Genomic DNA, 26,266 nt, shown 5'->3' with positions numbered 1-26,266 from the left:
TGCTCGGCGCACCAAAAAAAAGGATTGGTATCTCTACCAATCCTCTTTAGGGGGTGTTTCAGTTTTTCTACCTTATGATAGGTAGGTAGCGCCTATTACTCGTAATCAGTCGCGTACGTATCTTCGTATGAGTGAGAGTAGAACTCGAATAGGTTGCCAAACGGGTCTTCTAGATAAACCATTTGTGCTTGTTTTAATTCGTCTTCTGGGTGGTAACGGTGAATGTCCATACGTACCTTACCGCCAAACTCTTCAACGCGCTTAATAGCTGAATGAAACTGCTCTTTTGGAAGCTGTAGACAGAAGTGGAAAATGCCTAAGCGAGAGAAATCAACATTATGACGCTCTTCACGGTCAACCATTTCGAACAGCTCAACACCGATACCATCAGATGTTACTAGGTGTGCAATGTTGAAGCCTTTGAAGCCTTCGCCAAATACTGCGATACACATACGGCCGATTGCTGATTCGCGCTCTTCCATTACTTTGGTGTTGTTCATTACGATTCTTAGACCCAGAGCCTTAGTGTAAAACTCGACTGCTTTGTCCATGTCGCCAACCATGATGCCTACGTGATTCATTTTCATAACTTGCTCCAAATTCGTTTTTAATTCTGTGCGTTTCGAAGACTGGCTTCGATGTTTCGTTTCGATGGAGAGAGTATATGGAGATGTGACGATTAACTGAAATTATCATAAATTATATTAATGATAATTTTTTGTTATTTAAAGATTGGTATAACAACTCAACTCAACTCGCGTAAAGAAACCGTACTTCCCCTTACCTACATAGATACTGAACCAAATACTGCTTACCTAAATAGAGAGCAACCTAAAAAGCATAGCTACTCAAATTGGGGTTGCTGATGTTTGATGGCTTTTGTTAATCGTTTTTGTTGATAGCTTTTACCGATAGTCCTTTCCTTTCGAAGATAGGATTCGCCTATTGAATCTATAGAAATGTCCGATTTCACTAATTTTCGGTGCGAATGCAATATAGCTCCATCGACGCGGGATAGCGTTAAACACTACAAATTAGAAAGAGAGTCGAATCATGATCAACACAGAAATCAAACCATTCAACGCAACAGCATTCAAAAACGGCGAATTCGTAGAAATCACTGAGCAAGACGTTAAAGGCAAGTGGGCTGTATTCTTCTTCTACCCAGCAGACTTCACCTATGTATGTCCAACTGAGCTAGTTGACCTACAAGACAAATACGCAGAGCTTCAATCTCGCGGCGTAGAAGTTTACTCAGTATCAACTGACACTCACTTCTCTCACAAAGCATGGCACGATACTTCTGACAAAATCGGCACTATCGAATACTTCATGGTAGGCGACCAAACAGGCAACATCACCAACAACTTCAACGTTATGCGTGAAGGTCAGGGCCTTGCAGACCGTGCAACTTTCCTAATCGACCCTGAAGGTGTTATCCAAGCAATGGAAATCACAGCTGAAGGCATCGGCCGTGACGCAGAAGATCTACTACGCAAGGTTAAAGCAGCGCAATACGTAGCCGCTCACCCAGGTGAAGTTTGCCCAGCTAAATGGAAAGAAGGCGAAGAGACTCTAGCGCCATCTCTAGACCTAGTAGGCAAGATTTAATCTAAGCCTAGTTCAAACAAGAACAGCTAAGAAAGAACAAGTAAAACAGAACAGTTAAACGGTTCTACAGGCGCGCTTCGGCCTCCCTCCTAAAGGGCAGTTGCGCGCCACCCTTTCAAAACATCAACACCACAATATTTGCCGACTTGCGCCCCCTTTTTATTTTCCTTTTTCAGCAAGAAGGTATTGGTCAATACCAAGACACAGAATTTAAGAGCAGGCACGATTATGTTAGATCAAGCAATGAAGCAGCAGCTAAAAGCATACCTAGAAAACCTAAAAACCAATGTTCAGTTAGTGCTGAGCCTTGATAGCAGCGATACCGCGAACAAACTTCAAGATCTGGCGAATGACATCGCGTCTTTGACTGACAAAATTGAAGTGAGCCGCGATGACAGCGCAAGCACTCGCAGTCCTATCATGCAGGTCGTGAACCAAGAGAAAGGCACCGCGATCGGTTTTGCCGGTTTGCCAATGGGCCACGAGTTCACATCATTGGTACTTGCACTGCTTCATAGTGGTGGTCACCCTATCAAGCTTGAAGCGGACGTAATCGAGCAAATTAAAGAACTCGATCAAGAGCTTAATGTAGAGATTTTTATCTCACTATCGTGCCAAAACTGTCCAGAAGTGGTTCAGGCGTTCAACATGATGTCGGCGATTAATCCTCTAGTTAAGACAACCATGATCGACGGCGCAGCATTCCAAGACGAAGTGAAGTCTCGCGACATCATGGCAGTTCCAAGCGTGTTTATTAACGGTGAGCTATTTGGTCAAGGACGTATGTCACTGGCTGAAATCCTTAACAAGGTTGATTCAGGCGCAGCGGAAAAGAAAGCAGCAAACCTAAACCAACAAGCACCGTTTGATGTATTGGTTGTCGGCGGCGGCCCTGCAGGTTCTTCAGCGGCAATTTATGCTGCACGTAAAGGCATTCGTACTGGTGTGGTTGCTGACCGATTCGGCGGCCAAGTGATGGACACCATGGCGATTGAGAACTTTATCTCAGTAAAAGCGACAACTGGCCCTAAATTAGTGGCAAGCCTTGAAGAGCACGTAAAAGAGTACGGTGTTGAAGTGATGACTGAGCAGCGCGCTGCAAACATCATTGCAGCAGAAGACACTGAAGACGGCTACATCCACGTTGAGCTAGAGAGCGGCGCAACACTACGAGCTCGCACGGTTATCACAAGTACCGGTGCTCGCTGGCGTGAAATGAACGTTCCGGGTGAGCAAGAGTACCGCAATAAAGGCGTCGCTTACTGCCCACACTGTGACGGTCCTTTATTCAAAGGCAAAAAAACAGCGGTTATCGGTGGCGGTAACTCAGGTATTGAAGCGGCTATCGACCTAGCAGGTATCGTGGAACACGTAACTGTGCTTGAGTTTGCGAACACACTGCGCGCTGACCAAGTACTTATCGACAAAGCGAACGCAACGCCAAACATCGAAATCATCAAGATGGCACAAACAACGCAAGTGATTGGTGATGGCAACCGTGTAACCGGTCTGGAATACAAAGACCGCAACACCGATGAACTTAAACAGATTGAACTCGCAGGTATCTTTGTTCAAATCGGCCTGATGCCAAACAGCGAATGGTTGAAGGGTTCGAAAGTTGAGCTCTCACCACGCGGTGAAATTGAAATTAACGCTCATGGCGCAACATCAATGAAAGGTGTATTTGCAGCAGGCGATGTGACAACCGTACCTTACAAACAGATCATCATTGCGATGGGTGAAGGTGCAAAAGCAAGCTTAGGTGCATTTGACCACCTAATCCGTAACTCAGCTCCAGTTAAAGAAGCTGAAACCGCTTAACCTTTACACTGAAAAGCTTAAAGCTTTTAACTCAAGTTCCTTAAATATTTGTTAACTTAATTATTTACTGTTAACGATTTAGACGCCACTCCTATGGATTTAGGAGTGGTTTTTTTCTTTGTGATTTATGCAGGTTGATAAAGCATGAAGGCAACCACCATCGCTAAGCTTCCACCCAAGCAACGGTTCACAAACATCATCTGTTTTGGTGATTGCAGCAACTTTTTAAGCATCGTACCGCAATACGCCCACACCAACATGCACGGCACACCAGTAATCACCGTGCCCGCGATAATGGTCACGACTTGAATCAAGTAATCGGCATTCGGAGTAATGAACTGTGAAAACACGGTTAATGACGCTATCCAACCTTTAGGGTTTAACACCTGCACCAGTACACCAGACATGAAACCTGAACGATTATCGGTAGTGCTTTCTTCGATTTGCATATTCGCAATCGACCATGCCATGAACAGCAAATAAGCCGCACCCGCGTATTTCAAAATGTTGTATAGCTCTGGGTAAAGGGTAAATAGGCTAACCAAACCGACACTAGAACCCGCCAGTACGATGATGATGCCAACAGCGTTCCCAGAGATAAAAGGTAAAGTCGCAGCAAATCCATAACGACTTGAAATCCCAAGTAATGCGATATTGCCTGCCCCAGGGGTAATTGCTATTGATGTTGAAAATAGCAAGAACGCCAGCATTAATTGAGAGCTCATTTCCTCTCACTCCTAATAAGTAAAGTATTTATAGGGAGAGAGTTTACAGATTCGACTAGGAATTAAATTGCTATATAGGCTAATATTAATCCAAATTTGAGCAAGAATTTTCCAAAATAGCCATGAAACAGAAAGAATCCACCAAAGAAGTATTGGATGACACAGATATCGCCATCTTAGAGCATATCCAGCAAGACGGACGCATGAGCAACAGCAAGCTCGCAGAGAAGGTCAACCTCAGCGAAACCCCATGCTGGCGTCGTTGGAAACGCATGGAGGAAACTGGCTATATCGATGGTTACGCCGCTAAGCTGAATCGTAAGAAATTAGGCTTTCATGTGGCTGGTTTTACTCTTGTGACCTTGGGTAACCATGAAGTTGAAAACACAGAACCATTCGAAGAATTTGTCGCGGTAACCGATTGGATTCCTATGTGTCACTGCATTGCAGGCGGCGCCGATTACATGGTGCAAGTGTTGGCCAAAGATTTGGAAGAGTACTTTGAGCGTATTAGCTCGATCAGAAGAGTCAAAGGCGTGAGTGCGATTCAGTCGAACATCTCAGTAAAAGAGTTGAAAAACAGCTATCGATTACCGCTTTCAGATTAGCTCCCTAAAACACATAAAACAAAAAGCCCAGCCGCGATAGATTTCTAAAGTCTAAGGCTCTGGGCTTAACGTTATTATTTACTGGGTTAACTGGCTTAGCTATTCACAAGGATGAGCTAGATGGATCAAGGCTAAACCACCGAGTGATGTTTCACGATATTTCTTGTTCATGTCTTTACCGGTTTGGTACATGGTTGCGATGACCTTATCGAGTGAGATCAAAGACTTGCTGTTTCGCTTCAATGCCATGCGAGATGCATTAATTGCCTTCATCGCACCCATCGCATTTCGCTCGATACACGGCACTTGAACCAAGCCGCCAATTGGGTCACAAGTCATACCCAATGAGTGTTCCATCGCGATTTCCGCCGCAATACAGATCTGCTCATTGCTGCCACCGCGTAGTGCCGTTAATCCCGCAGCCGCCATAGAGGATGATACGCCTACCTCACCTTGGCATCCTACTTCCGCACCAGAGATCGAAGCGTTAGTTTTGTACAGAATACCAATCGCGCCCGATACCGCTAAGAAATCTTTTAACTGCTTAGTATCCAACTCTTTAATGAAGCGATGGTAGTACATCAACACAGCAGGAATAACGCCCGCCGCACCATTGGTTGGTGATGTTACCACTTGGCCACCAGCCGCATTTTCTTCGCTAACCGCAAACGCAAACAAGTTAATCCAATCCATGATTTCCATTGGGTCGTTTTCAACCGCCGCATTCGCTTCTAACTTTTTCAGTAGGTTAGGCGCACGACGAGTTACGTTCAAACCACCATCAAGAATGCCTTCGGTTTCAAAGCCACGCTCCATACAACGACTCATCACTCGCCAGATTTGATCCGCTTTCTCTGAAATAATGTCAGCGCCTTCGAACTCCGCTTCATTTTTTAGAATCATACCACCGAGGCTCATCCCACTATTGTCAGCTTGTTGAAGCATTTCATCGGCGTTTTTGAACGGGAAAGGAACTTCTACCGCTTGGGTTTGAGTACCATTTTGCAGTTCATCAGCAGTTGCGATAAAACCGCCGCCAATCGAATAATAAGTTTCATCGACAATCACGTTGTCACTCTGGTCAAACGCAGTAATCATCATGCCATTTTCATGCAGAGGCAGATTGTCTTTGTGGAACAACATGTCGGTTTCGTAGTTGAAGGCAATGTGCTTGGTGCCCGCTAAATCCATCTCACCACTGTCTACGGCATGACGCATTGCTTGGTTTGCGCTGGTGATTTTGATGGTGTCTGGTTTATTGCCGAGTAGCCCCAATATTGTAGCTCTGTCGGTGTGGTGACCTATGCCAGTCAATGACAAAGAACCGTATAAATCCACCTGAATACGCGTCACTTCTGCGATTTTATCAGCGATTAATTGTGTGAAATGGAAACCCGCAATCATTGGGCCGTTGGTGTGAGAGCTCGATGGCCCAACACCAATTTTGTAGATATCAAAGATCGATAACATAGATATACCAGTAAAAAATCGGTCAATTAAGAAAGAGCGGCATAAAGCCAATCAGGGATAACAGTACAAGCAGCAATCGTCACAACAGCGAACACCAACAAGCCATAATGACTCGCGGTAGGCTTTGCAAACAAATGCTTTTGCTTTTCTATAAATTCATTTTGTTGCTCGGTTACCTCTCCCCAGAAGCGGCTCACAACAACACCTAACACTAAGAAAACCACAGTGCCAATCAAGGCAAACCAAGGCCAAGCTATTCCGCTGTATTTGGCGATGAATACGACGGCCACACTGCCAATACTGCCCGCAATTACGCCTTTCTCGTTTGCTTGTTTGAAGAACAAACCCAAGATAAAAGAGCCAAGGCGAATACCAACAAAAATAGAGGTTAAGCTCGCAATCGTTTTAAGCACTGATTCATTAGAAACAGCCAGTAACGCAGGCACAACAACCGACGCTGCAGCAACCAGGCTCATTTTTCTAGCCACTGATTCATAGTGCGCGTCAGAGGCTTGCTTACGGAAGAAGCGCTTATAGAAATCGAACGTTGCGACCGTCGCCATTGAGTTATAGGTGGAATCCAATGTCGACATTGCCGCAGCCGAAAGTGCTGAGATCACCAAACCAACAATGATTGGGTTGGTATGGTTAAACACAAAATCGAGAATCACTTCGTTGCTGTTTTCAAAACTGCTGTCTTGATAAAAGACACTTAACAGCACCCCCATCACAGCAAAGAACAGATAAACAAAAAATGCGCCGTAGCCACAAAGCAACATCGATTTTTGCGCTGTTTTAACACACTTAGTCGCCAATGTTCTTTGAATAATCAGTTGGTTAGTGCCATACACACTCAGGTGCAAGAAGCTCACAGCCACTACGCCGGCCCACAATGTGGTATCAACGCCTAAGTCAAAATCGAGATTGATGATATTCAAATGTTCAGGAGACAACATCTCGCCCGCATCGATTTTCATCAGCAATAAAACAAAGATCGCAATGCTGCCGATAATCAACACTGCTGACTGAAGCATGTCAGTCCAGATTACAGTCGAGATACCACCCGCATAGGTATACAACGCAGTAAATACGCTGATGTAGATGATCGCCTCAGAGATACTCACTGGCAGCACTTGCACTAAGATCAGGGCTACCGCATACAGAATAACCCCTGCCGAAATACACTGAACCACAATGAACACGATGGAATTGATCGTGCGAGCAACAACGCCAAAGCGGTGCTCTAGGTATTCGTAAATCGAGGTTAGGCCGAGCTTGTAAAACACCGGAACAAAGAAAAGCACAGTGAAAAAGATCACTATTGGATAGTTCAAATGTACGCTCATCGCTTCCATGCCTGAGCTATAAACCCAGCCCGGCATGCCAACGAACGTCATTGCGCTGATGTAGGTTGCAAGAATCGACACACCTGCCGTAAACCAACCAAACTGTTTTCCACCAGTCGAAAAGTCGCCACCGACGCTATAGCGCCTATTAACTAAGTAGCTGATAAACAAAGTAGTTAGCACATAAAGAGCAATAACCACAAAACTTGAGTACGTAACCATTTTTAGATTCCGTTTATTGTATGTCGCAATTAATTCGCTGCCAATAGTACTCAAAAATGGATGTTTTCCCTCAAAAACCCACAATAAGTGTGACTATTATCACTAAGATAGACGATTAAACACTCAAATCGCCCCACAAAGCACAAAAACCCAGTTAAATGAGATCAAGATCACTAAAATGCACAAAATGGGTACGCACTCATTTTAAAATTGACTTTGATCACGGATCTAATAACCACAAAAATTCTATTATCTCTCCCGAAATGAAGACGGTGTGATGAAGCTAAATAATCAACACACAATAATTAAAACCAAAACCACCCTATATAAAATAAAGGTTTATCGGTCATGACCATTAAAAAACACATGAGCGAAGTTCCTATGATTCAAAGGGTAGCCGCATATCTAGCAATTCTAGTAGGTTACTTTTTTTATTGTTATAACTTTGTAATTATTGACTACGTACGCCCATACATTGTGGAAGAATATGCTGGTATTAGCCTTTCTGATACCGCTCAGTTCTACACTTGGCAGTCTGTTGGTGCTCTGATTGGTGCACTGAGCTGTGCATGGTTCGCAACCAAGTTCGGCAAAAAGTCCACGCTAGTAGCAATTACGGCATTAAACGGTGGTGCAACCATCATCAACATGATGTTTACCGACTACGCCACTTGGGCCGCAATGCGTTTCATCATTGGACTGTCTTTAGGCGGTTACTTCACTGTAGCTGTATCTTTGATGATTGGCCTATTTACACCAACGGTTCGCGGTAAGTTGACTGCTTTTGCTTCTTCAATGTTCTCTGTTGCTTTAGTGGCAATGGGCGCTTACGCAGCCTTCATTACAAGTGTTGATGCACCTTGGCAGAGCCTAATGTGGGTAGGTGGTATTCCACCGCTTGTAGCAGCAGCGTTAATGATCTTTGTATTACCAAGCGACAAAACAGTGATCGCCTACGGTGAAGAAGATCAACAAACCACAACCAATGCAGCTGGTGAAGTAACCGAAGCTAAAAAAGGTTCTTGGGGTGAGATGTTAAGCAAGCCTTACCGCAAAATTACGATTACTTGTTTACTTCTTTCTGGTCTTAACTTCTACGGATTCCAATTCTTCGGTGGCTTTGTAACTACCTACCTGAAAGATGTTCGTATGTTTGATGGTGCAACCATCGGTTTGATCTTCTCTATCTCAGCATTTGGTTCACTCTTCGGTGCTTGGTTCTGGGGATGGGCAGCAGATAAGTACGGTCGTAAGATCAACGCGTTCGGCTTCATCCTCGCAGGTATTATGGTTTCTATCTTCTTTGTCGCACCTGGTGACATGATGATTGGCGGCCTAAACATGCTGGCTCTTCTAGGTCTTATCTACAACTTCGGCCTGTCTGCTTCTGCAGTATGGGGCGGTTACTTCTCTGAATTGTTCCCAGCACGCTTGCGTAGCTATGGTGCAGCTTTATTCCATGGCGGTCGTATTATCGGCATGTGGGCACCAATGGTTCTTATCTTCATCCAAGAGCGTACCGACCTACAAACAGCAATGTGGGGCTCACCAATCGTATGGATTATCGCCGGCCTACTATGGCTAACACTGCCTGAAACTCTAAAAGGTGGCGTCTTCGATAAGAGCAAAAAAGCTGAAGCAGCAAAAGCTTAATTCGACACTCATACGCTGAAGTTCAAATACGAAAAGTTTAAAGCCGGCTGATAAATCAGCCGGTAACAAAATCCAAATCGAGTCCTGTTCCGAATGTTGACTCGACAACACAAAGAGAAATTATTATGTCTAAATATCAAGAAGCGAAACGCATTGTTCGTGAATACTTCGATGCAATGGAAAACGCAACTCACGAGAACGTTGCTGAAGTTTTAAAAGCACACACTTCTGAAGATTACTTGTGGCGCGGTGTTTACCCATTCCGTGAGCAAGAAGGCGCACAAGCAGCAGCTGACGTATTCTGGGCACCAATGATGAAGTCAATGACTCGCATGCAGCGTCGTCAAGACATCTTCATCGGTGGTAACAACGAAGTTAACCCAGATGAGATTTGGGTAATGAGCATGGGTCACTTCATGGGTCTATTCGACGCTGAATACCTAGGTATGCGCCCAACTGGCAAGATCATGAACGTTCGCTACGCAGAATTTAACTGTGTTGTTGATGGCAAAATCACTAAGACAGGCCTGTTTCTAGACCTACTAGGCATGATGGATCAAGCGGGTTGCTACCCACTTCCACCATCAACTGGTAAGCACTTCGTATACCCTGGCCCACGTAACCACGACGGTCTGCTATTCGAAGACGCGGCTCCAGAAGAAGGTGTTGCGACACTGGCTCTAGTAAACAAAATGGTTGATGACCTGTCTGCTCTTAACGACAGCGGCGCAATGGGTTGCCCACCAGAAGTACTCGCGAAGAGCTGGTCAAAAGACATGATTTGGTACGGCCCATGTGGTATCGGCGCGTCTTACACTATTCCTCGTTACCAACAACAGCACCAACTTCCTTTCCGTAATAACCTGAAAGACAAGAAGTTCAACGGCCACGTTTGTCGTTTCGCTGAAGGTAACTTCTCTTGTTTCTTCGGTTGGCCAAACCTATCAAACACACCAACAGGTGGCTTCCTAGGTATGACTGGCGGCGAAGTGCGTGCAAACATGCAAGTGGTTGACGTTTACTACCGCGACGGTGACAAACTGTCTGAGAACTGGGTTCTTATCGACCTTCCTTACTGGCTACAACAGCAAGGTCTAGATGTGTTCGAACGCACTTCAAGCATCATGAACCCAACGCTGTAATCGATACGCTTTAATCCAAAAGATTGAAACGAAATAGTGGCAACCTAAATAGACATCTGATTTAGGTTGCCACGCTTACTGGGGGACCCTTCTCGCTCCTAGTAAGTGCTCCAACCAATTCATTATTGCTCCACTAATAACTGAATCTACTAGTGCCTCATGGATGGGGTACACCCTGCCAAACCATTACCAATATAACGGGCTTGAAAGCACGGTGGCTTTCTACGGCCTGAATAAAGAGAATTACAATGAAAAAGTCGATTCTTTCAGCAGTGATCCTGACAGCACTTACCTCAGGTTCTGCTTTTGCTGCACACACTTTTACCAATGACGCGGGCGATAGCCTTACTTTAGACGGTCGTTTCGACGTTCGTTACCAAGATAAGGGCGGCGACCACAACGGTGAGTGGAACAGCGGTAGCTCTCGTTTCGGCCTTAAAGGTCAAATGGGACTCGATAACGGCTGGACTGGCTTTGGCCATGCTGAATGGGGTTACAACTCAGGTGCTAACGGCGACAATATTTACGACCGACTTCTATACGCAGGCGTAGAGCACGACAAATACGGCAAGATCGCAGCAGGTACTAAGCAGTGGTCTACTTTTTATGACGTCGCATGGTACACCGACTTAGGTCGTGTCTTCGGTACTCGCGGCTCAGGTGTTTACAACCTTTCTGACTGGGGTATTGCATCTGGTACAGGTCGAGCAGAAAACTCCATTACTTACCGTAACTCAATCAACGACCAAGTAAGCTACGGCTTCACTTACCAAACGACACGTGAAGAAGTGGCACTAGCGAGTAATGCGACAGCTTCATTGAAAAACGGAATGGGTGCGTCAATCACTTACAAACCGGTTGATGGCGTAACACTAGGTGCAGCTTACCACCAAAATGAAATTGCAGACCTAGACTCAGGTGTGGTTGGCGTAGAAAATGGCGACAACATGCGCATCATGCTATTGGGTGCGAACTACAGCAACGGCGGCTTCTACGCAGGTGCCACTTTCCACGTGGGCGAAAACTGGGAAGCTGTAAGCCAAGGCGGTACGGATGTAATGTTCGATACCCTAGGTGGTGAAATCTACACGTACTACCACTTCGACAATGGCCTACGCCCTACGTTGAACTACAACTACATGGAAGATCGTGATGACCAAACAGATGGCTATGAGCGTAACCTGCTTATCCCTGGTGTTGAATACCACTTCCAGAAGAACAAATTCCTAGTTTGGACTGAATACCAATTCGACCTAGGTAAAGATCAGCTCGTTGGCAATAAATTCGAAAACAGAGATGACCAATTCGCTGCAGGTATTCGTTACTACTTCTAACGCCCAGTTAGTCGATTCATAAATTCTTTAAACAAAGCTCTGCTCTTACGCAGAGCTTTTTTGGGTCATACCCAGAATAATATTCAACACTCTCTATTAACCCTTATTTTTCATCCAATCATGGCATATTGTATTTTTGAGTACGTACCTAATTATGTTACTCTATGCACAATCAATTTGGTTCAAAAGTATGGTCTATGAGCTCTCCAAAACACTCCACGGCGTCAAAGCCAACCGTCACCTCTAAAGATGTCGCTAAACTTGCTGGCGTTTCTCAATCAACTGTATCTCGTGTATTTGTCCCGGGCAGTTCAGTGTCTGAAAAGACCAAGCAAAAAGTGTTCGATGCAGCAAAATCGTTGAACTATCGTCCCAATGCCTTTGCCCGCAGTCTGACGACAAATGAGTCCAAATTGATTGGCTTAGTTTTCCCAGATGCCGACTACCCTATCCACATGAAAACTCTGCAACTTATCTCTACTGAGCTACAAAAGCAGGGTTACTCTGCGGTATTGATTCCTTGGCAAGTGGATGGAAACGACAACCACTCGATTCCTAATATATTCCAATACCGAGTTGATGGCGTAATTGCTGCTTCGGCGACCTTTAATAAGTCGCTTTATGAAGAGTGTGAAGAGTTCAACATCCCCATTGTTCAGTATGCTCGTGTAGTTGAGGGGACTAAGAGTAGCCATGTAATAAGTGACAACTACGCCGCAGGCCAAGTCGCCGCTCAACATTTACATAGCGTAGGAACAAAGTCAGCGGTTTACCTGACAGGTAACGTGCCAACCTACACCAACGGCGAGCGTGAATCGGGCTTTTGCTCAGAATTCGAAGATCTAACAGGCAAGCAAGCTCGTGTTATTGAAGCTGACTATGACTACCTTGATGCTCTAGATACCATTCGGACTCTGTTTTCAGAACCCACACATCCTCAAGCGATTTTCTGTGCGACAGATAACCTCGCGATGGCAGTAATGGATGTGGCGCGCTTAGAATTTAACCTGCGTATTCCAGAAGATCTTCAAGTGATTGGTTTTGACGATATCCCACAGACTCAATGGTTGAACTACCAACTCACTACCTTCAAGCAAGATTTCAGACGCCTTGCACGTGAATCAGTGAAAATTGTCGTTAGCCAGATTCAAGAGCAAGACACAAGCTTGGTTAAGCTGATGGTGCCAGTGAAGTTCATTGAACGAAACACGACGCTAAAACAGAACCAACGTTAAGACGCTTTCAAACAAAAATCCCGCTCAGTGTGAGCGGGATTTTTTATGATATTTAACTAGTTACCTACACCACCGGTCTTCTCTGCCGGAGAGTCAGGCGTCACTGGAGGCCACTCTTGGAAGGTTGCTAGATGTTGTTGGACAGCCGCTTGTGCCGGGCCAAATGCCCACATTTTTTGTCCCATCCATTTTAGGTACATGCCCGACTCTTCCGCCGCTCGCTCGTATGGGTCACGACGTAAGTTAAACAGCAATGGTGCGTTTAGCTCTTCTTTAGGGCCACTCCAACCGTGGTTTTGCACGATGAAATGCGCCTTCCAATCACCAACACGAACCGCTTGCAGCTTGTCTCGTTCGTAGTAGTAGATCTCTTTACGGTTTGACTCGCCTTTCTCGGTCAGCATATCCACTTGGTTGTAACCATCAAGGTGCGCTTTAAAGCCATCGTGACCTTTCAGCAGTTTTTCTTTTAGATCCGTTGGACCACCAGCCGCAGCGACAAGAGTGGGTAACCAATCCATACCATCAAAGATGCCATTGCCTACAGTACCCGCTGGGATTTTACCCGGCCAGCTAACCAATGCAGGGGCTCTTACGCCACCTTCCCAAGTTGTGCCTTTCTCACCGTGATAAGGTGTCATACCGCCATCTGGCCAAGTCATGATCTCTGGGCCGTTATCGGCAGTGAAAATAATAATGGTATTGTCGGCAATACCGAGTTCTTCCATTTTCGCCATCATCTCACCAACATGGTCATCAAGATCTTTCATGACCACTTCTTGAAGTCCCCAACCGTTTTGGCCAAGCATGGCTTCGTATTCAGGTGACAGGTGCGTCCAAACGTGACCACGTGATGGACAGTACCAAGTAAAGAATGGCTTATCCGCTTCAACCGCCCTTTCGATGAAGTTGATCGCGTGTTTATTCACTTCATCATCGAGTGTACGCATACGCTCAATCGACAATGCACCATCATCTTCGATCGTTTGACCACCTTTGCCATCTGATCTTGCGTAAATGACATTACGAGGTGCAAAGGCATCCAAAGATCCATCTTTTGGCCAATCTGGATCTTCTGTGTATTCCATTGCATTCAAGTGATACAACCAACCCCAATACTCATCAAAACCGTGCATTGTCGGTAGGAATTCATCTCGATCACCAAGATGGTTTTTACCAAACTGACCCGTAACATAACCCATGGTTTTAAGAATCTCAGGAAGCGTTGGCGTGTCGGCACTTAAACCAACTGGGCCACCTGGCAATCCGACTGAGTGCATGCCTGTTCGAACAGGGAGTTGACCCGTTAAGAATGCAGAACGACCCGCCGTACAAGAGGGTTGAGCGTAATAATCGGTCAGTAGCATGCCCTTTTCAGCAATACTATCGATGTTCGGTGTTTCGCTGCTCATCACACCATTGTGATAAGCACTCAGGTTTGATATCCCAATATCATCCGTGAAGATAACAAAAATATTCGGTTGCTCTTGGGCTGACCATGCTGATAGCGAAAAGCTGCTCAACACACTCAGAACAACAAGGTGGAAAATCCTTTTCATAGAATGTCCTTATACTGTTTCAGATTGCTCTTTGTGAACCATTTTTATTCCTACCAAACCAAAGCCAAGCTCCAATAGTAGATAGACGACAAGTAGCCAGTGAGGCATGCCATCTATCAACAAGCTAATGACTCGGCCGGCAGCCAAACCCAACATGAAGACCACCAAACTGTAGAGTGCTGGCAGTCGGTATTTCTTTAGTAACGCCCCTGCTATCCAAAACAGAGCCAACGCTAAGTACAACCCCATCACAGCACGAAAGATATGAGTGACATTGATAGGGCTAGCATCAATTCCGAAAAGATAATCAAGGGAGACAACGGGGGCATAACCGTACGACAACGCAATCGGTGTTAAACCCAAAACAGCGACGAACAAAAAAACACTTTGTGGCTTCATATCCTTACTCTTTTAATTTGGCTCTTTTCAAAAAACATAGTCTACAATCAGCAATATACAAGTTGCATATGTGGAAAATGGATAGTTAAAACACACATTTACATTCGTGCTATTTCACATCGAAGATAAGGATATCAATATGGCTAAATGGCATTACCTACTCGCATCAGCATTGGCTGCCAGTTCAACCGTAAATGCTCAGGAAGCAAGCACACAAGCGGATACAAAAAAGTGGCAACATAGCTTCGAAATTTACGCGCTCGCACTCAACATCCGCGGAGACAGCACCATTAGTGATTTGTCTGCTGATGTCGATGTTGATCCTGCATTCATCATGGATCATCTTGATATGACCGCAATGGTGCGTTTAGAGGGTATCTATGACAATCAGTGGGGCTATTACATTGACTACAGCTTCATGAAGTTAAGCGGAAAAACAAACTCAGTGTTAGGTAGCAACCTAGAGGTATTGAGGGGCAACCTTGATATCCGACAAGGTGTTTTAGATGTGAAGGGGTTTAAGCGCTACCAGTACGATTTTGGCACGATTGATTATCTGTTTGGGCTTCGTTGGTGGGATAACGACATCGATGCCAAGCTTTACGGTTCAGGTGGCAATCTAAGTGCAGACCGATCACTCGATGAAGATTGGGTTGATTACCAAATAGGTGTGAGATGGATAACGCAGATCAATAAGGATTGGAAGTTTCACGCAACCATTGATGCAGGGCTTGGTAGTGACACCAACTTTACCTCATCTCTGTTAACTGGCGTGCGATACCAGATAAACAGTTGGTCTGACTTAAATGTTGCCTACAAATCGACCTGGGTTGATTACGAAAACAAGGGGACCTTTGAATACGATACCGCATCGCAAGGGTTCCTGATTGGTTGGGCTGCTCATTTCTAGTCAAACAATAAGAGGTAAGCCTGATATCGTTAGGCTTACCTGACAATGTCAATCTTTCAAGAGTTAATGCCGGTTTTAACTAACGAACAAGCAAAACTACCCATCAACGACCTAGTTATTCACAGTGTTTGGAACTACGCACTCTTTCTTCATGATAGTTAAGCCGGCCTCGAGAGTTTCTGTCCAAGCTTGTTCGACGCTTTCATCGTAGTGAGGGTCATATTTTTTAACTGTATTGAGTAACGAATTGAACCACTCGTTGAGCTCAATCTCGGAAATATCCAGCCCTAGGTCTTTATGCCTTTTACCCAATTTCTTTACTGAGTTACGCACGCTTGGTAGACCAGCAGAGTTATAGATAAGAATGATCGAGGCTTTAAGCATCTTGGTTTGTTGCTCTAACCCTATATTTTCAAAACGTTCTGAAAACCTTGGGTTATGCTCGCAAAAATCAGCCAAAAACGTTTCGAGAAATTCTTGGTCAATCCGGCAGCGCTCAAAACTTTCATAAAACAGTTCGTTCGGTTTCATCTAGCCAGTCCTTTGCAAAATTTTGAGTTATCGGGAAGCTAACAAGTCCAGAGCCGCAACTTAGCCAACTCCGAACCATCAATATGATCTAAGTATACGCCACTGTGGCATAAAATGAACGATGGCATAACGTAAACTACGGCATAAAGTGCGTTGCACAAATCTTGTTTCCATCAGGATCTCGCAAATAAGCCATGTACAAGCGACGCTCGTCAGAACCTCTCGCTCCGGGGCCATTTTCAATGCTGGTACCGCCATTTTCGACGCCAACTCGATGCCACTCATCTACAACTTCAGGAGAAGACGCAAGAAAACCCACCGTCATGCCGTTGCCGTGAGTCGCAGGCTGACCATCAATCGGCTTCGTTAAGCCCAACACACCTGTTTGACTAACGTAAACACAGCGCCCTTTAGAATCAACAGAGCCTTCGCTATAACCAAGCACTTTCATGATTGGGTCATAAAAAGCCTTCGCGCGTTCAATATCTTCGGTACCGAGAAAAACATGGCTGAACATAACTAACCTCTTCTTCTATTGAAAGAACAACCTAAACTAGACCTATAATTCGTGTTTGTCTAGGCACGCTATTCGGTCACAACTGTTGCTTAACCCATTGAGCAAACACCTGAAACTTAGTTCGCTGCTCCATGCCTTTCGGGAACTCAGTTAGTCTGTTCAACAATTCGTTGTGCGCCCTGCCCTTGGTCATGCAAGATATCATCAGGATTTAGCAAGTTGCACTTTTGCATACTCAAGCATCCGCAACCGATACAGCCGGTTAAGTTCTCTTGTAGCGATTTAATCTGCGCCATTTTGCTGTCGAGTTGACCCTGCCACTTCTTAGCAACCCGCTCCCAGTCTCGCTTAGTCGCGGTATGGTTCATCGGCAGTGTCGATAATTCTTCGGTGATCTCTTCCAGCGTGAAGCCTATCGACTGCGCGACTTGTATCAAAGCAATTCTTCTCAACATCGCCGACTGATAACGGCGCTGATTTCCGTTAGTACGAATTGAAGCAATCAACCCCTTGGTTTCGTAAAAGCGTAAGGCCGAAGGAGCCACGCCACTGCGCTCAGCCAACTGGCCTATGGTGAGGTATACGATGTTTCTCATGATCTTTCACTTCCTGTTTGAATAGCCGTTTCTTCCTGATAATAACCAGTATACTATAGTTCATTTTAACTTGAAGTTTGCGTTCAAACTTAGGTTTGGGCTAGATTACAAAATACGCGCAACAAAGCAACCTAACGTATTGATTTTTTTGAGCTATGATTTTGTTCGCTGATTACCATACATGTCGTCAAACCCGGGAATGCCTTGCTCCCACACAGGTTTATCTTCACCGACAATGGTTTTCAATGTATCAATGAAGAGCTTGGTTTTTATGGGTGCATCTCGATGTGGGTACACCGCATAGAAAGTGCCAAAGTCATCCAAGTTTAAGTGAGTCATAATAGGCACTAACTCTCCACTGAGCACTTCATCTTCAATCATCTGCGCCGTGACAACCGCGAGAGTACTGCCAGTTAGCGCGCTCTTGGAAATCATCTCAACGTCATTCACTTTATAAGCGGCATTAAGCTGGAAATGCTGCGCTTGCCCCTCTTGATCGACATAAGAAAACTTATCAATCAACAAACCCGGAGCGGCATAGATAGTCGCAGGTAATGACTCTAACTTTTCGATGGTGTTGATCTCGCCATGCTGAGCAATGAACTCAGGTGAAGCGACAATCAGCAATCGACTTCTGGCTATCTTACGGCTGATTAGGCTGGAGTTTTTGGGCTTACCAATACGGAAACCAATATCAAACCCTTCTTTAACCATATCGACGATTCGGTCTTCGAGTCTCAATTCAAAATCAACATCTGGATACTGCTTCTGGAAAACCGCAATCGCCTGCTGAACATATTGTCGACCGAACATGGTCGAGCTGGTGATTCTTAATAACCCTCGAGGCTCTGCATGATAATTTTGCGCCAAGCGTCGAGTATCGTTCAACAGTGCACGAAGCTGATGCGCTTGATTGACCATCTCATTGCCTGCAGCTGTCAGAGATAACGAACGAGTGGTTCGATTGAGTAACCGAACATCCAGCTCTTCTTCAAGACGGCTGATCTGTTTAGAGATAACGGAACGGTCGACGTTTCTTTGCTCCGCCACTTTGACAAACGAACCCAGCTCAACCACTTCAAGTAACAATAATAAACGACTCGATATATCCATAACGCCCTTTGTTGCATTTAAGGCACCAATCAAGTGCCAATATGACTATTTTTCTCATCTTATTACAAATCTATAGTAGCTGCACATAACGGAGACAACATTCAGTCCCGACCTAATAGAGGAACACCCCATGACACTACTATCTGTGACTAACCAAAATGGCATCGCAACAGTATCGATCAACAACCCACCAGTGAACGTGCTGACTTTCGACTTGATCAACGAGATCAATGCCTTTGTACTTTCATTGAAAGATGATCGTGATACTAAGGTTGTGGTCTTCAAATCATTACATGAGAGCTTCTTTCTGGCTCACCTAGATCTCAATGTGATCAACGGTACACAAGGTGGACAAGCTGGTTCGATTGAATTCAACCACATGATTGAGAACATTAAAGCGATGAAACAAGTCTCTGTCGCGGTAGTTGATGGCGTAGCTCGTGGGGGCGGTAATGAATTTGTGATGGCGTGTGACCTTGCTTACGGCACTGAAAACTCGGCGTTCGCACAACCAGAAATTCATGTAAACATCCCAACGGGTGGCCAAGGCGCAGTTCAATTTGCAAGACGCATGGGCAAAAACAAAGCGCTACAAGCTTTGCTGCTTGGTAACGATTTTACGGCTCAACAAGCAGAAGAGCGTAACATCATCACGCAGTTTGTACCGAAGGCAGAGCTAGAGGGTTTCTTAGCAGCGACACTCGGTGTAATCAGCCAATTAGAAGTACGTGATATCGTGATGTACAAAGAGATCATCGCTGCCTCAATCAAAGATGAGCAAGCGGGCGCTGAACTAGAACTTCGTTACTTCTTAGAGCGCGCAAAAGAGCAGAAAACCGCAGCAATTATCGGTGCGTTTCTAAAACACGGTGGTCAAACTGAGCGTGAAGCGAAAGACATTCAAGGTATCTTCGTTGACACCGAAGCAGAGTTATCACAATAGATAATGACGCAATTAAATGGCCATCGCTTGATGGCCATTTATGTATGTATCTACTTATTTATCTATTTATCTGTGCACCGATGTAGTAATTCTCTCACTCACTGAAGCAGTTAGATCTGACTCATGATCGATTTCAGGCTCTCGGCCATTTCGGTATTGATGATCTCACCCGTTTCTACATTAAAGTTGTCGTAGAAACTTGGCACCGACATCGACCCCTTCACATCAGCATCAAAGTAAGGTGCGGAATTTACCGCAGACGACAACACAGAGCTTGCGCCACCGGGGCCTGGTGATGTGGAGAGCATAACCACAGGTTTACCTTGATACACTTTCATGTCGATTCGTGATGTCCAATCAAACACATTCTTAAAAGCTGCGGTGTATGAACCGTTGTACTCTGCAAAAGAGATGACCACAGCATCAGCTTCGCCAATCTTGCTGAAAAAGCGCTGCGCGTGTTGATGAACGCCGGACTCTTTTTCTCTGTCTTCACTATAAATAGGCATCTCGAAATCATTAAGATCGAGCACCTCTACTTGCGCGCCCTCAACTAAGCTTGCGGTGTACGCTGCAAGTTGTTGATTAATTGATGTTGTACTGTTGGTCGCGCCAATCGCTAATACTTTCATTGTTGATCCTTGTTCATTTTTCTCACCTTTTTGCACTCATGACTTCAATTACGGAGCTCAAAATTCATAACTGAAGATTCGTAACGTCTGTTTGATAACATCAAAACCTGCGCTAGGCGACAAGGTGATAGATTGTGTTTTTAGATTGGGGATGATGATAAAACCTCAAGTTAACTTGAGGTAAAGCGATATTTTCAAAATATAGGAAATAGTTTAAAAACACTTATAAAGCAGTTGATTATGAAAGGTTTAACATAGGTTGGCATTACACAGGAAAAAGTCAGCACACCCAAAATACATTGAGTGTGCTTTATCGAAGTATTATTTACTTAAAGTGATTTAATGGACAGACACCAGAGTAAGCGACACCGGATAGCTCGGCCATTTCGCGATTCCATGTTGCCAAATCATGAGGGTTAAATTGATTCAAATGATCATGCCCACATGCCCTCGCCATCACTTGCATTAATTCTGTCGAGGCTTCAAAGAAGTTCTTAAGCTGGTTCGATGCTTTCTCGACATTCAAACGCTGACGTAAATCGGCTTTTTGAGTTGCAATACCAGCAGGGCAATTATTGGTGTTACACATTCTCGCCGCCACACAACCTATCGACTGCATGGCACTGTTTGAGATAGCGACACCATCAGCACCAAGCGCCATCGCTTTTACGAAATCCATCGGCACGCGCAAGCCGCCCGTGATGATCAATGTGACTCTGTCACTGACCCCTTGTTTATCGAGATACGCTCTAGCGCGAGCGAGTGCTGGAATAGTGGGAACACTGATATGGTCACGGAACATTTCTGGCGCCGCCCCTGTACCGCCACCACGCCCATCTAAGATGATGTAATCGGCACTGGCATCAAGCGCGAACTGAATGTCTTCTTCGATGTGATTGGCACTTAACTTAAAGCCAATCGGGATACCGCCTGTCACCTCTCGAACACGGTCGGCGAACTTTTTAAAATCCTCGACCGTGTTAAGGTCGACAAAGGTGGGTGGAGAAATCGCTGCCGTGCCCGCTTCAATGCCACGCACCTCCGCGATCTTGCCTATGTTCTTCGCGCCCGGTAAGTGCCCGCCCGTTCCGGTTTTAGCCCCCTGCCCGCCTTTAAAGTGGAAGGCTTGAACGTTTTTGAGCTTAGCTTCATCGTAACCAAACTGAGCACTGGCTAATTCATAAAAGTAGCGAGAGTTCGCCGCTTGCTCTTCAGGTAACATACCGCCCTCACCGGAGCAGATACCCGTCCCTGCGAGTTCGGCACCTTTCGCCAATGAGACTTTTGCTTCTTCAGATAGCGAGCCAAAACTCATATCAGACACAAACAAAGAGATGTCCAATTTGAGTGGCTTCTTCGCTTTGGGGCCAATAATCAGTTCAGTTCCAACGGGCATATTCTCCAGCAAAGGCTTGGTGGCCATTTGCGCGACCATCACTTGAATATCGTCCCAGTGAGGCAATAGATGTCTTGGAACGCCCATGGAGGTCATTGGCCCATGATGTCCAACCTTGGATAAACCATCACGCGCCAGTTGATGAATAAACTCGACGGTAGGTTCTTCTTTGGTTGCGCTCGCAGCTGGCGACAAATCTGGCGCAGCCGCTTGGATATGAACATCAGGGCCTTCTTGCCCAACTTGTTCCGCTGTGAACTGTTTATGAGTGCCATCGCAGAAAGGAAGGTTGTTGGAATACTTACAGCGACAAAGGTAGGCGTCTCCGCTCTCTTCGGCGACAAAGCTTTTCGGTTTGAACCCCGTACCAGCATGAGAACCGTCACAAAACGGTTGGCTTTTCGATTTCCCGCAGGTACAGAAGTAATACTCTTCTCCCTCTGTCAGCTCGATTTTGACGGGTTTGTTATCCGCGATTACTGGACTCTTCATAGTTCGTTCACCTTTTCTTTTTTATGATTTGATGACTGAAGCGATGACTTGCTCGCAAGAATAAAGTAAAGGTGAGATACGCGGCTAATTCAATAAATGAGACTGATAGACAAGGTGAGTAAACCGACTAAAAACAGTCATGACCGACTGAGCTCAAACAAAAATGGCTACCTAGTAGGCAGCCATTATGGGTGAGAGCTTAGTCAAAACTAATGCACTGAGGGTTAATCAAACAATTCGATAACCAATTTATTGTCTTTAATCACTAGATTGGGTTCCGATGACTTAATCAACGACTCTTGAACCTTGTTGCTGTCGAGTTTGTAAACCGGAGACTGGGACAAAGCAAAACCTATCATCGATACAGCTGGTTTGAGTAGTGTCTCTATTTCAGGCGAAAGCTGTTTGCCTTTTTCTTCAAAGCGCTCTAGTCGCAGCGACTTTAGATACACCTCGCCACTCTCCTTGTCGTATTCGGGAATCGCGCTGAACTCTAAGTCTAAATCCAACCCCATATTAGGCATATTGAACACTTGAACTTTTGCATTGGTATTCGCCAACACGGACACGCGTTGTGCATCGGCTCGACCAATTTGCACTTCTAGATCATCCACAGCCACTTGTGCGTACATCACACTTTGCACACCAACCTCTTGTTCTAGCATCACTGAGTCTTCAAGGTACTTCGTCATTTCTTGCTCGGTAATGCTGTAGCTAACACAACCACTGAGCATCAGGGCTGTCACAGCTATAATCAAACGGTTCATTAACTTTGTTGTCATTGGGGATCGACTCTTAATATGTAATTGCATGGAACGGATTTTACCTCGAGATGGCACTGTAAAATAGTCGTCACAATTACAGTGTCGGATAACTGAGCAAAATGATCCACCTAATCGGTGATTGCGTATAGTTTGTAATTGGTAAAAATAGTAAGGGAAGCAATGACTTCATTAACGATATTTTACGATGGGACATGCCCGTTGTGCGCAAAGGAGATGGCGGCACTTGCAAAGCATGATGTCAAGAATAAGATTCAAACCATCGATATCTACAGTGAAGCCTTTTCAGACTACCCTCAGATTGATGCCGACGCAGCCAACACCGTTTTGCATGCACTGGATGAGAATGGAAAACTGCTGCTAGGTTTAGACGTGACCTACCAAGCGTGGCGCTTAGTAGGAAAAGGTTGGCTATACGCCCCTTTACGTTGGGCGATATTCAAGCCAGTGGCCGACTGGTGTTATCTTCGGTTTGCCAAGAACCGATACAAAGTCTCTTTCTGGTTAACCGGAAAGTCGCGCTGCGATGGTAACAGCTGCACAAAATAGCGCTTGGTTAAGACATACCACTTGCGACTTTGTAATACACCACACCAAACAGCGCAGCAAAAACTAAAACGGTAACCGCGACTTTTAACCAAATAAACTTCATGTTTTGTCCCTTAAATTCTGTTTACTGTTTCGCGAGACAAGTTACCACAACAAAACATTCGGTTGGGTAATGATTTATAGAACTTTGTAGTGAGTCTTGATAACTAAGTGAGAACCTTTATGTCGGCAAAAGAGAGAAACCTACCCACACATCGAATTTCTAGATTCAGTAAGTTCGCTTCGTTGGCGACAAGAGTCGCGGGTAACGTGCTAACGGAAGGCACCAAACAAATTGCACAAGGCAACAGGCCCAAAGCAAAAGACTTACTGTTAACGCCACAAAACATTGCTCGCCTGACCGATCAACTCGCACACCTGCGCGGTGCGGCTATGAAGTTAGGACAGATGCTATCAATGGATGCGGGTGATGTCTTAGAACCAGAGTTAGCCGACATTCTCTCTCGCCTGCGCTCCGATGCCGATCCACTGCCAACAAAACAGCTCAATCAAGTGTTAGAAAGCTCGCTCGGGAACCATTGGAAAACCGAATTCCTGTCCTTCAATTTTAAACCGATCGCCAGTGCATCTATCGGACAAGTTCACCAAGCCTATAGTGATGCTGGGGACAAACTCGCAGTCAAAGTCCAATACCCCGGCATTAGAAAAAGTATCGACAGTGATGTAGATAACGTGGGCACGCTGCTCAATATTGTTGGCTTGATACCAAAGTCGGTCGACTACAAAGGCTTGTTAGAAGAGGCAAAGAAACAGCTCCACGATGAAGCAGACTATGCTCGCGAAGCTGATTACGCAACTCGTTACCATGATGCATTGAAAGAATACTCTCACTTCGTCGTACCTAAGATTCATCCGCAAGTCTCTTCAGAATCGGTGCTCGCCATGGACTTCATCGAAGGCGTCTCGATAGAGCAAATCGAAAGTTACGACCAAAGCACACGTGACTTTGTAATGCACAGCTTACTGGAGCTTCTGTTCAGAGAGTTGTTCGATTTTAAGATGGTGCAAACCGACCCCAATTTCGCCAACTACCTTTATGTTGAAAACACCCGACAAATTGGCTTATTAGATTTCGGAGCAACCCGTGAGTACAGTGACCGCTTCAGCGAGGGTTATCGCTTGGCCTTTTCCTCTGTCATTAACAACGATGAGCAAGTGCTCAACCGAGCTTTAGAGCAAATAGGATTCTTTAGCGAGACAATTCTTCCCGAACAACGCCAAGCGATTCTAAATCTAGTGAAGATGGCCTGTGAGCCGATGTTAGTTGACGAAGAGTACGACTTCAAAGCCAGTGGATTGGCACAAAGGCTTCGTGAAGCAGGCACCATTTTGAGCATGGAACAAGAGTATTGGCATACGCCGCCCGCCGATGCGCTGTTCCTGCACCGAAAAATTGGTGGCATGTATCTATTAGCGGCTCGCCTTGGTGCAAAAGTGAATATCAGTCGCTTGGTCGCTCCATATCTTATCTCAGAGAGCAAAAGCACAACTAAAAGCGCGAGTTAATGAGACAGTAAATAATACGCAAAGTGATCATTTCATCGTGCTCAAGAGTAATAACCATTACGCCAACTAAAATGAGCCAACCCTATGAAATGTTCACTACTTTGCTCAACCGCACTGATTACAAGCCTCACAAGTTCCATCGCCTTTGCAGCGAGCTGTCCCGAAATACTTAATGGCAAACAGCGCTTGTTAAACTCAACCGAAGAAATCGCCTTGTGCGATGAGTTTCAAGGCAAAACTCTATTGGTGGTAAATACAGCGAGCCAATGTGGCTTCACTCCGCAGTTTGAGCAACTCGAGCAACTTCATCAAACCTACAAAGACCAAGGCTTCACGGTTATCGGTTTCCCAAGTAATGATTTTCGCCAAGACAAGGGAAGCGAAGAGAAGGCGGCAAAGGTTTGTTACCTAGACTATGGCGTGACCTTCCCAATGATGGCGCGAGCTTCACTGTCTGGTAGCAACGCCAACCCCGTGTTTACAGAGATACAACAGCAAGCGGGCGTAACGCCTAAATGGAACTTTTACAAATTCTTGATCAGTAAAGAAGGTAAAGTCGTCGCCACCTTCCCTAGCTCCACATCTCCAGTGAGTGCCACGCTCAAAAACGCGATTGAGCAGCAGTTATGAAGGCGGATTACATGGCAACAACTCAAACCCGTAACACCATGGCCAAACTGGGGTACATGGGGTTAATTCCGTTTTTATTCGGTCTTCTCCTTTCGCTCACCGACAGCCAATTTATGGGGATAAGCGGTGAAACGCTGTTCATCACCTACAGCGTGGCAATTTTGAGTTTTCTTTCAGGGATCTTGTGGGCAAATGGCATCGAAAACTTTGAAAGCCAATCAAGTAACAAAGCACTGCTAATAAGCAACGCGATTGTGCTCATCGCTTGGCTGGCAGTATTGCTTGGCGAACAAAAAGAGCTAGTGACAACTCTGATTCTCATCTTTGGTTATATTGCGGTTTGGCGAGCTGAAAGGACGATGAGAGAAGAGAACCAGAGCCAAGGTCCTGATGGCTACTTTGATATGAGGACTCGGCTGACCTCTAGTGTCGTGTTAATGCACGGTATCGTGATGCTAACCTAGAGCTACGAGATTGTCTTTGA

Annotated in this window: 26 protein-coding genes; 13 read left to right on the top strand and 13 right to left on the bottom strand. The window is 45.3% G+C overall.

What is annotated here, in order from left to right; translation table 11 throughout:
- Nucleotides 1-95: 95 nt before the first annotated feature.
- Complete coding sequence (locus AB4507_RS07130) at nt 96-587, bottom strand: VOC family protein (protein WP_372182445.1); 492 nt, start codon at nt 585-587, stop codon at nt 96-98.
- Between the two features lie 466 nt (nt 588-1,053).
- Here AB4507_RS07130 and ahpC point away from each other — a divergent pair, with 466 nt between their 5' ends.
- Both ahpC and ahpF read left to right on the top strand, forming a co-directional pair.
- Nucleotides 1,054-1,611: an alkyl hydroperoxide reductase subunit C gene (ahpC, locus tag AB4507_RS07125; protein ID WP_372182444.1), complete on the top strand. Its 558-nt coding sequence runs from the start codon at nt 1,054-1,056 to the stop codon at nt 1,609-1,611.
- 228 nt (nt 1,612-1,839) lie between these two features.
- Nucleotides 1,840-3,432, top strand: coding sequence for an alkyl hydroperoxide reductase subunit F (ahpF, locus tag AB4507_RS07120; RefSeq protein ID WP_372182443.1), 1,593 nt, complete (start codon nt 1,840-1,842; stop codon nt 3,430-3,432).
- Nucleotides 3,433-3,557: 125 nt separating this feature from the next.
- On the opposite strand, the gene AB4507_RS07115 is transcribed toward ahpF, so the two are convergent.
- Nucleotides 3,558-4,157: a LysE family translocator gene (locus AB4507_RS07115; protein ID WP_372182442.1), complete on the bottom strand. Its 600-nt coding sequence runs from the start codon at nt 4,155-4,157 to the stop codon at nt 3,558-3,560.
- Nucleotides 4,158-4,279: 122 nt separating this feature from the next.
- On the opposite strand from AB4507_RS07115, the gene AB4507_RS07110 reads away from it, so the two are divergent.
- Nucleotides 4,280-4,765: an Lrp/AsnC family transcriptional regulator gene (locus tag AB4507_RS07110; protein ID WP_017065258.1), complete on the top strand. Its 486-nt coding sequence runs from the start codon at nt 4,280-4,282 to the stop codon at nt 4,763-4,765.
- Between the two features lie 99 nt (nt 4,766-4,864).
- Here AB4507_RS07110 and AB4507_RS07105 read toward each other — a convergent pair whose 3' ends face one another.
- Together AB4507_RS07105 and AB4507_RS07100 are read right to left on the bottom strand one after the other, a co-directional pair.
- Entirely contained in the window at nt 4,865-6,235 is a 1,371-nt protein-coding gene (locus AB4507_RS07105; protein ID WP_372090386.1) for an L-serine ammonia-lyase, read from the bottom strand.
- A 26-nt stretch (nt 6,236-6,261) separates the two neighbouring features.
- Nucleotides 6,262-7,803, bottom strand: coding sequence for a sodium:solute symporter family transporter (locus AB4507_RS07100; protein WP_017065256.1), 1,542 nt, complete (start codon nt 7,801-7,803; stop codon nt 6,262-6,264).
- 348 nt (nt 7,804-8,151) lie between these two features.
- On the opposite strand from AB4507_RS07100, the gene AB4507_RS07095 reads away from it, so the two are divergent.
- The 4 genes from AB4507_RS07095 to AB4507_RS07080 all read left to right on the top strand — a co-directional run bounded on the left by AB4507_RS07095 (nt 8,152) and on the right by AB4507_RS07080 (nt 13,167).
- Nucleotides 8,152-9,456 carry an MFS transporter gene (locus AB4507_RS07095; RefSeq protein ID WP_017104144.1) on the top strand — a complete coding sequence of 435 codons (1,305 nt, stop codon included), beginning with the start codon at nt 8,152-8,154 and terminating at the stop codon, nt 9,454-9,456.
- A gap of 125 nt (nt 9,457-9,581) precedes the next feature.
- On the top strand, nt 9,582-10,598 hold the full coding sequence (locus AB4507_RS07090; protein ID WP_017065254.1) for a nuclear transport factor 2 family protein: 1,017 nt from the start codon (nt 9,582-9,584) through the stop codon (nt 10,596-10,598).
- A 248-nt stretch (nt 10,599-10,846) separates the two neighbouring features.
- Nucleotides 10,847-11,932 (top strand): porin, encoded by a 1,086-nt coding sequence (locus tag AB4507_RS07085; protein WP_017065839.1) that lies wholly within the window; start codon nt 10,847-10,849, stop codon nt 11,930-11,932.
- A gap of 197 nt (nt 11,933-12,129) precedes the next feature.
- On the top strand, nt 12,130-13,167 hold the full coding sequence (locus AB4507_RS07080) for a LacI family DNA-binding transcriptional regulator (RefSeq protein ID WP_017065252.1): 1,038 nt from the start codon (nt 12,130-12,132) through the stop codon (nt 13,165-13,167).
- Between the two features lie 56 nt (nt 13,168-13,223).
- On the opposite strand, the gene AB4507_RS07075 is transcribed toward AB4507_RS07080, so the two are convergent.
- Both AB4507_RS07075 and AB4507_RS07070 read right to left on the bottom strand, forming a co-directional pair.
- Nucleotides 13,224-14,726, bottom strand: coding sequence for an arylsulfatase (locus AB4507_RS07075; RefSeq protein ID WP_102393688.1), 1,503 nt, complete (start codon nt 14,724-14,726; stop codon nt 13,224-13,226).
- Nucleotides 14,727-14,735: 9 nt separating this feature from the next.
- Complete coding sequence (locus tag AB4507_RS07070; RefSeq protein ID WP_017062182.1) at nt 14,736-15,125, bottom strand: DUF4345 domain-containing protein; 390 nt, start codon at nt 15,123-15,125, stop codon at nt 14,736-14,738.
- Between the two features lie 139 nt (nt 15,126-15,264).
- Here AB4507_RS07070 and AB4507_RS07065 point away from each other — a divergent pair, with 139 nt between their 5' ends.
- A complete protein-coding gene (locus tag AB4507_RS07065) occupies nt 15,265-16,035 on the top strand; it encodes a DUF481 domain-containing protein (protein ID WP_017062183.1) in 771 nt (256 codons plus the stop codon).
- Nucleotides 16,036-16,146: 111 nt separating this feature from the next.
- On the opposite strand, the gene AB4507_RS07060 is transcribed toward AB4507_RS07065, so the two are convergent.
- The 4 genes from AB4507_RS07060 to AB4507_RS07045 form a co-directional block, all read right to left on the bottom strand.
- On the bottom strand, nt 16,147-16,566 hold the full coding sequence (locus AB4507_RS07060) for a globin (protein WP_017071826.1): 420 nt from the start codon (nt 16,564-16,566) through the stop codon (nt 16,147-16,149).
- A 136-nt stretch (nt 16,567-16,702) separates the two neighbouring features.
- Nucleotides 16,703-17,083 (bottom strand): VOC family protein, encoded by a 381-nt coding sequence (locus AB4507_RS07055; RefSeq protein WP_102393686.1) that lies wholly within the window; start codon nt 17,081-17,083, stop codon nt 16,703-16,705.
- A 146-nt stretch (nt 17,084-17,229) separates the two neighbouring features.
- Nucleotides 17,230-17,679, bottom strand: coding sequence for a redox-sensitive transcriptional activator SoxR (gene soxR / locus AB4507_RS07050; protein WP_017062186.1), 450 nt, complete (start codon nt 17,677-17,679; stop codon nt 17,230-17,232).
- A gap of 153 nt (nt 17,680-17,832) precedes the next feature.
- Complete coding sequence (locus AB4507_RS07045) at nt 17,833-18,792, bottom strand: LysR family transcriptional regulator (protein ID WP_012604456.1); 960 nt, start codon at nt 18,790-18,792, stop codon at nt 17,833-17,835.
- 130 nt (nt 18,793-18,922) lie between these two features.
- Between AB4507_RS07045 and AB4507_RS07040 the strand changes: the two genes are divergently transcribed.
- Nucleotides 18,923-19,735, top strand: coding sequence for an enoyl-CoA hydratase/isomerase family protein (locus tag AB4507_RS07040; RefSeq protein WP_102393685.1), 813 nt, complete (start codon nt 18,923-18,925; stop codon nt 19,733-19,735).
- A 110-nt stretch (nt 19,736-19,845) separates the two neighbouring features.
- Here AB4507_RS07040 and AB4507_RS07035 read toward each other — a convergent pair whose 3' ends face one another.
- The 3 genes from AB4507_RS07035 to AB4507_RS07025 form a co-directional block, all read right to left on the bottom strand.
- Nucleotides 19,846-20,367, bottom strand: a complete 522-nt coding sequence (locus AB4507_RS07035; protein WP_102393684.1) for an NADPH-dependent FMN reductase — start codon at nt 20,365-20,367, stop codon at nt 19,846-19,848.
- 325 nt (nt 20,368-20,692) lie between these two features.
- Nucleotides 20,693-22,255, bottom strand: a complete 1,563-nt coding sequence (locus tag AB4507_RS07030; RefSeq protein ID WP_102393683.1) for a glutamate synthase-related protein — start codon at nt 22,253-22,255, stop codon at nt 20,693-20,695.
- A gap of 224 nt (nt 22,256-22,479) precedes the next feature.
- Nucleotides 22,480-23,037 carry a DUF1439 domain-containing protein gene (locus tag AB4507_RS07025; protein WP_017065247.1) on the bottom strand — a complete coding sequence of 186 codons (558 nt, stop codon included), beginning with the start codon at nt 23,035-23,037 and terminating at the stop codon, nt 22,480-22,482.
- Nucleotides 23,038-23,199: 162 nt separating this feature from the next.
- Here AB4507_RS07025 and AB4507_RS07020 point away from each other — a divergent pair, with 162 nt between their 5' ends.
- The 4 genes from AB4507_RS07020 (at nt 23,200) to AB4507_RS07005 (ending at nt 26,246) form a co-directional block, all read left to right on the top strand.
- Nucleotides 23,200-23,586 (top strand): thiol-disulfide oxidoreductase DCC family protein, encoded by a 387-nt coding sequence (locus tag AB4507_RS07020; RefSeq protein ID WP_102393682.1) that lies wholly within the window; start codon nt 23,200-23,202, stop codon nt 23,584-23,586.
- 222 nt (nt 23,587-23,808) lie between these two features.
- On the top strand, nt 23,809-25,152 hold the full coding sequence (locus AB4507_RS07015; protein WP_065584895.1) for an AarF/ABC1/UbiB kinase family protein: 1,344 nt from the start codon (nt 23,809-23,811) through the stop codon (nt 25,150-25,152).
- A gap of 84 nt (nt 25,153-25,236) precedes the next feature.
- Nucleotides 25,237-25,782 (top strand): glutathione peroxidase, encoded by a 546-nt coding sequence (locus tag AB4507_RS07010; RefSeq protein ID WP_102393681.1) that lies wholly within the window; start codon nt 25,237-25,239, stop codon nt 25,780-25,782.
- On the top strand, nt 25,779-26,246 hold the full coding sequence (locus AB4507_RS07005) for a DUF3429 domain-containing protein (RefSeq protein ID WP_017062213.1): 468 nt from the start codon (nt 25,779-25,781) through the stop codon (nt 26,244-26,246). Before AB4507_RS07010 ends, AB4507_RS07005 begins: the two co-directional genes overlap by 4 nt.
- The last annotated feature ends 20 nt before the right edge of the window (nt 26,247-26,266 follow it).

Origin of the sequence: Vibrio sp. 10N.222.54.A3 (genome assembly GCF_041474095.1) — a bacterium.
Lineage (GTDB): Bacteria > Pseudomonadota > Gammaproteobacteria > Enterobacterales > Vibrionaceae > Vibrio > Vibrio crassostreae_C.
Note: the sequence above shows the minus strand (reverse complement) of the source record. Positions and strands in the feature narration are given on the sequence as shown.

Excerpts from the sequence above, each read along its gene's own strand:
- AB4507_RS07130 (WP_372182445.1), bottom strand. The coding sequence starts at position 587 with ATGAAAATGAATCACGTAGGCATCATGGTTGGCGACATGGACAAAGCA.
- ahpC (WP_372182444.1), top strand. The coding sequence starts at position 1,054 with ATGATCAACACAGAAATCAAACCATTCAACGCAACAGCATTCAAAAAC.
- ahpF (WP_372182443.1), top strand. The coding sequence starts at position 1,840 with ATGTTAGATCAAGCAATGAAGCAGCAGCTAAAAGCATACCTAGAAAAC.
- AB4507_RS07115 (WP_372182442.1), bottom strand. The coding sequence starts at position 4,157 with ATGAGCTCTCAATTAATGCTGGCGTTCTTGCTATTTTCAACATCAATA.
- AB4507_RS07110 (WP_017065258.1), top strand. The coding sequence starts at position 4,280 with ATGAAACAGAAAGAATCCACCAAAGAAGTATTGGATGACACAGATATC.
- AB4507_RS07105 (WP_372090386.1), bottom strand. The coding sequence starts at position 6,235 with ATGTTATCGATCTTTGATATCTACAAAATTGGTGTTGGGCCATCGAGC.
- AB4507_RS07100 (WP_017065256.1), bottom strand. The coding sequence starts at position 7,803 with ATGGTTACGTACTCAAGTTTTGTGGTTATTGCTCTTTATGTGCTAACT.
- AB4507_RS07095 (WP_017104144.1), top strand. The coding sequence starts at position 8,152 with ATGACCATTAAAAAACACATGAGCGAAGTTCCTATGATTCAAAGGGTA.
- AB4507_RS07090 (WP_017065254.1), top strand. The coding sequence starts at position 9,582 with ATGTCTAAATATCAAGAAGCGAAACGCATTGTTCGTGAATACTTCGAT.
- AB4507_RS07085 (WP_017065839.1), top strand. The coding sequence starts at position 10,847 with ATGAAAAAGTCGATTCTTTCAGCAGTGATCCTGACAGCACTTACCTCA.
- AB4507_RS07080 (WP_017065252.1), top strand. The coding sequence starts at position 12,130 with ATGAGCTCTCCAAAACACTCCACGGCGTCAAAGCCAACCGTCACCTCT.
- AB4507_RS07075 (WP_102393688.1), bottom strand. The coding sequence starts at position 14,726 with ATGAAAAGGATTTTCCACCTTGTTGTTCTGAGTGTGTTGAGCAGCTTT.
- AB4507_RS07070 (WP_017062182.1), bottom strand. The coding sequence starts at position 15,125 with ATGAAGCCACAAAGTGTTTTTTTGTTCGTCGCTGTTTTGGGTTTAACA.
- AB4507_RS07065 (WP_017062183.1), top strand. The coding sequence starts at position 15,265 with ATGGCTAAATGGCATTACCTACTCGCATCAGCATTGGCTGCCAGTTCA.
- AB4507_RS07060 (WP_017071826.1), bottom strand. The coding sequence starts at position 16,566 with ATGAAACCGAACGAACTGTTTTATGAAAGTTTTGAGCGCTGCCGGATT.
- AB4507_RS07055 (WP_102393686.1), bottom strand. The coding sequence starts at position 17,083 with ATGTTCAGCCATGTTTTTCTCGGTACCGAAGATATTGAACGCGCGAAG.
- soxR (WP_017062186.1), bottom strand. The coding sequence starts at position 17,679 with ATGAGAAACATCGTATACCTCACCATAGGCCAGTTGGCTGAGCGCAGT.
- AB4507_RS07045 (WP_012604456.1), bottom strand. The coding sequence starts at position 18,792 with ATGGATATATCGAGTCGTTTATTATTGTTACTTGAAGTGGTTGAGCTG.
- AB4507_RS07040 (WP_102393685.1), top strand. The coding sequence starts at position 18,923 with ATGACACTACTATCTGTGACTAACCAAAATGGCATCGCAACAGTATCG.
- AB4507_RS07035 (WP_102393684.1), bottom strand. The coding sequence starts at position 20,367 with ATGAAAGTATTAGCGATTGGCGCGACCAACAGTACAACATCAATTAAT.
- AB4507_RS07030 (WP_102393683.1), bottom strand. The coding sequence starts at position 22,255 with ATGAAGAGTCCAGTAATCGCGGATAACAAACCCGTCAAAATCGAGCTG.
- AB4507_RS07025 (WP_017065247.1), bottom strand. The coding sequence starts at position 23,037 with ATGACAACAAAGTTAATGAACCGTTTGATTATAGCTGTGACAGCCCTG.
- AB4507_RS07020 (WP_102393682.1), top strand. The coding sequence starts at position 23,200 with ATGACTTCATTAACGATATTTTACGATGGGACATGCCCGTTGTGCGCA.
- AB4507_RS07015 (WP_065584895.1), top strand. The coding sequence starts at position 23,809 with ATGTCGGCAAAAGAGAGAAACCTACCCACACATCGAATTTCTAGATTC.
- AB4507_RS07010 (WP_102393681.1), top strand. The coding sequence starts at position 25,237 with ATGAAATGTTCACTACTTTGCTCAACCGCACTGATTACAAGCCTCACA.
- AB4507_RS07005 (WP_017062213.1), top strand. The coding sequence starts at position 25,779 with ATGAAGGCGGATTACATGGCAACAACTCAAACCCGTAACACCATGGCC.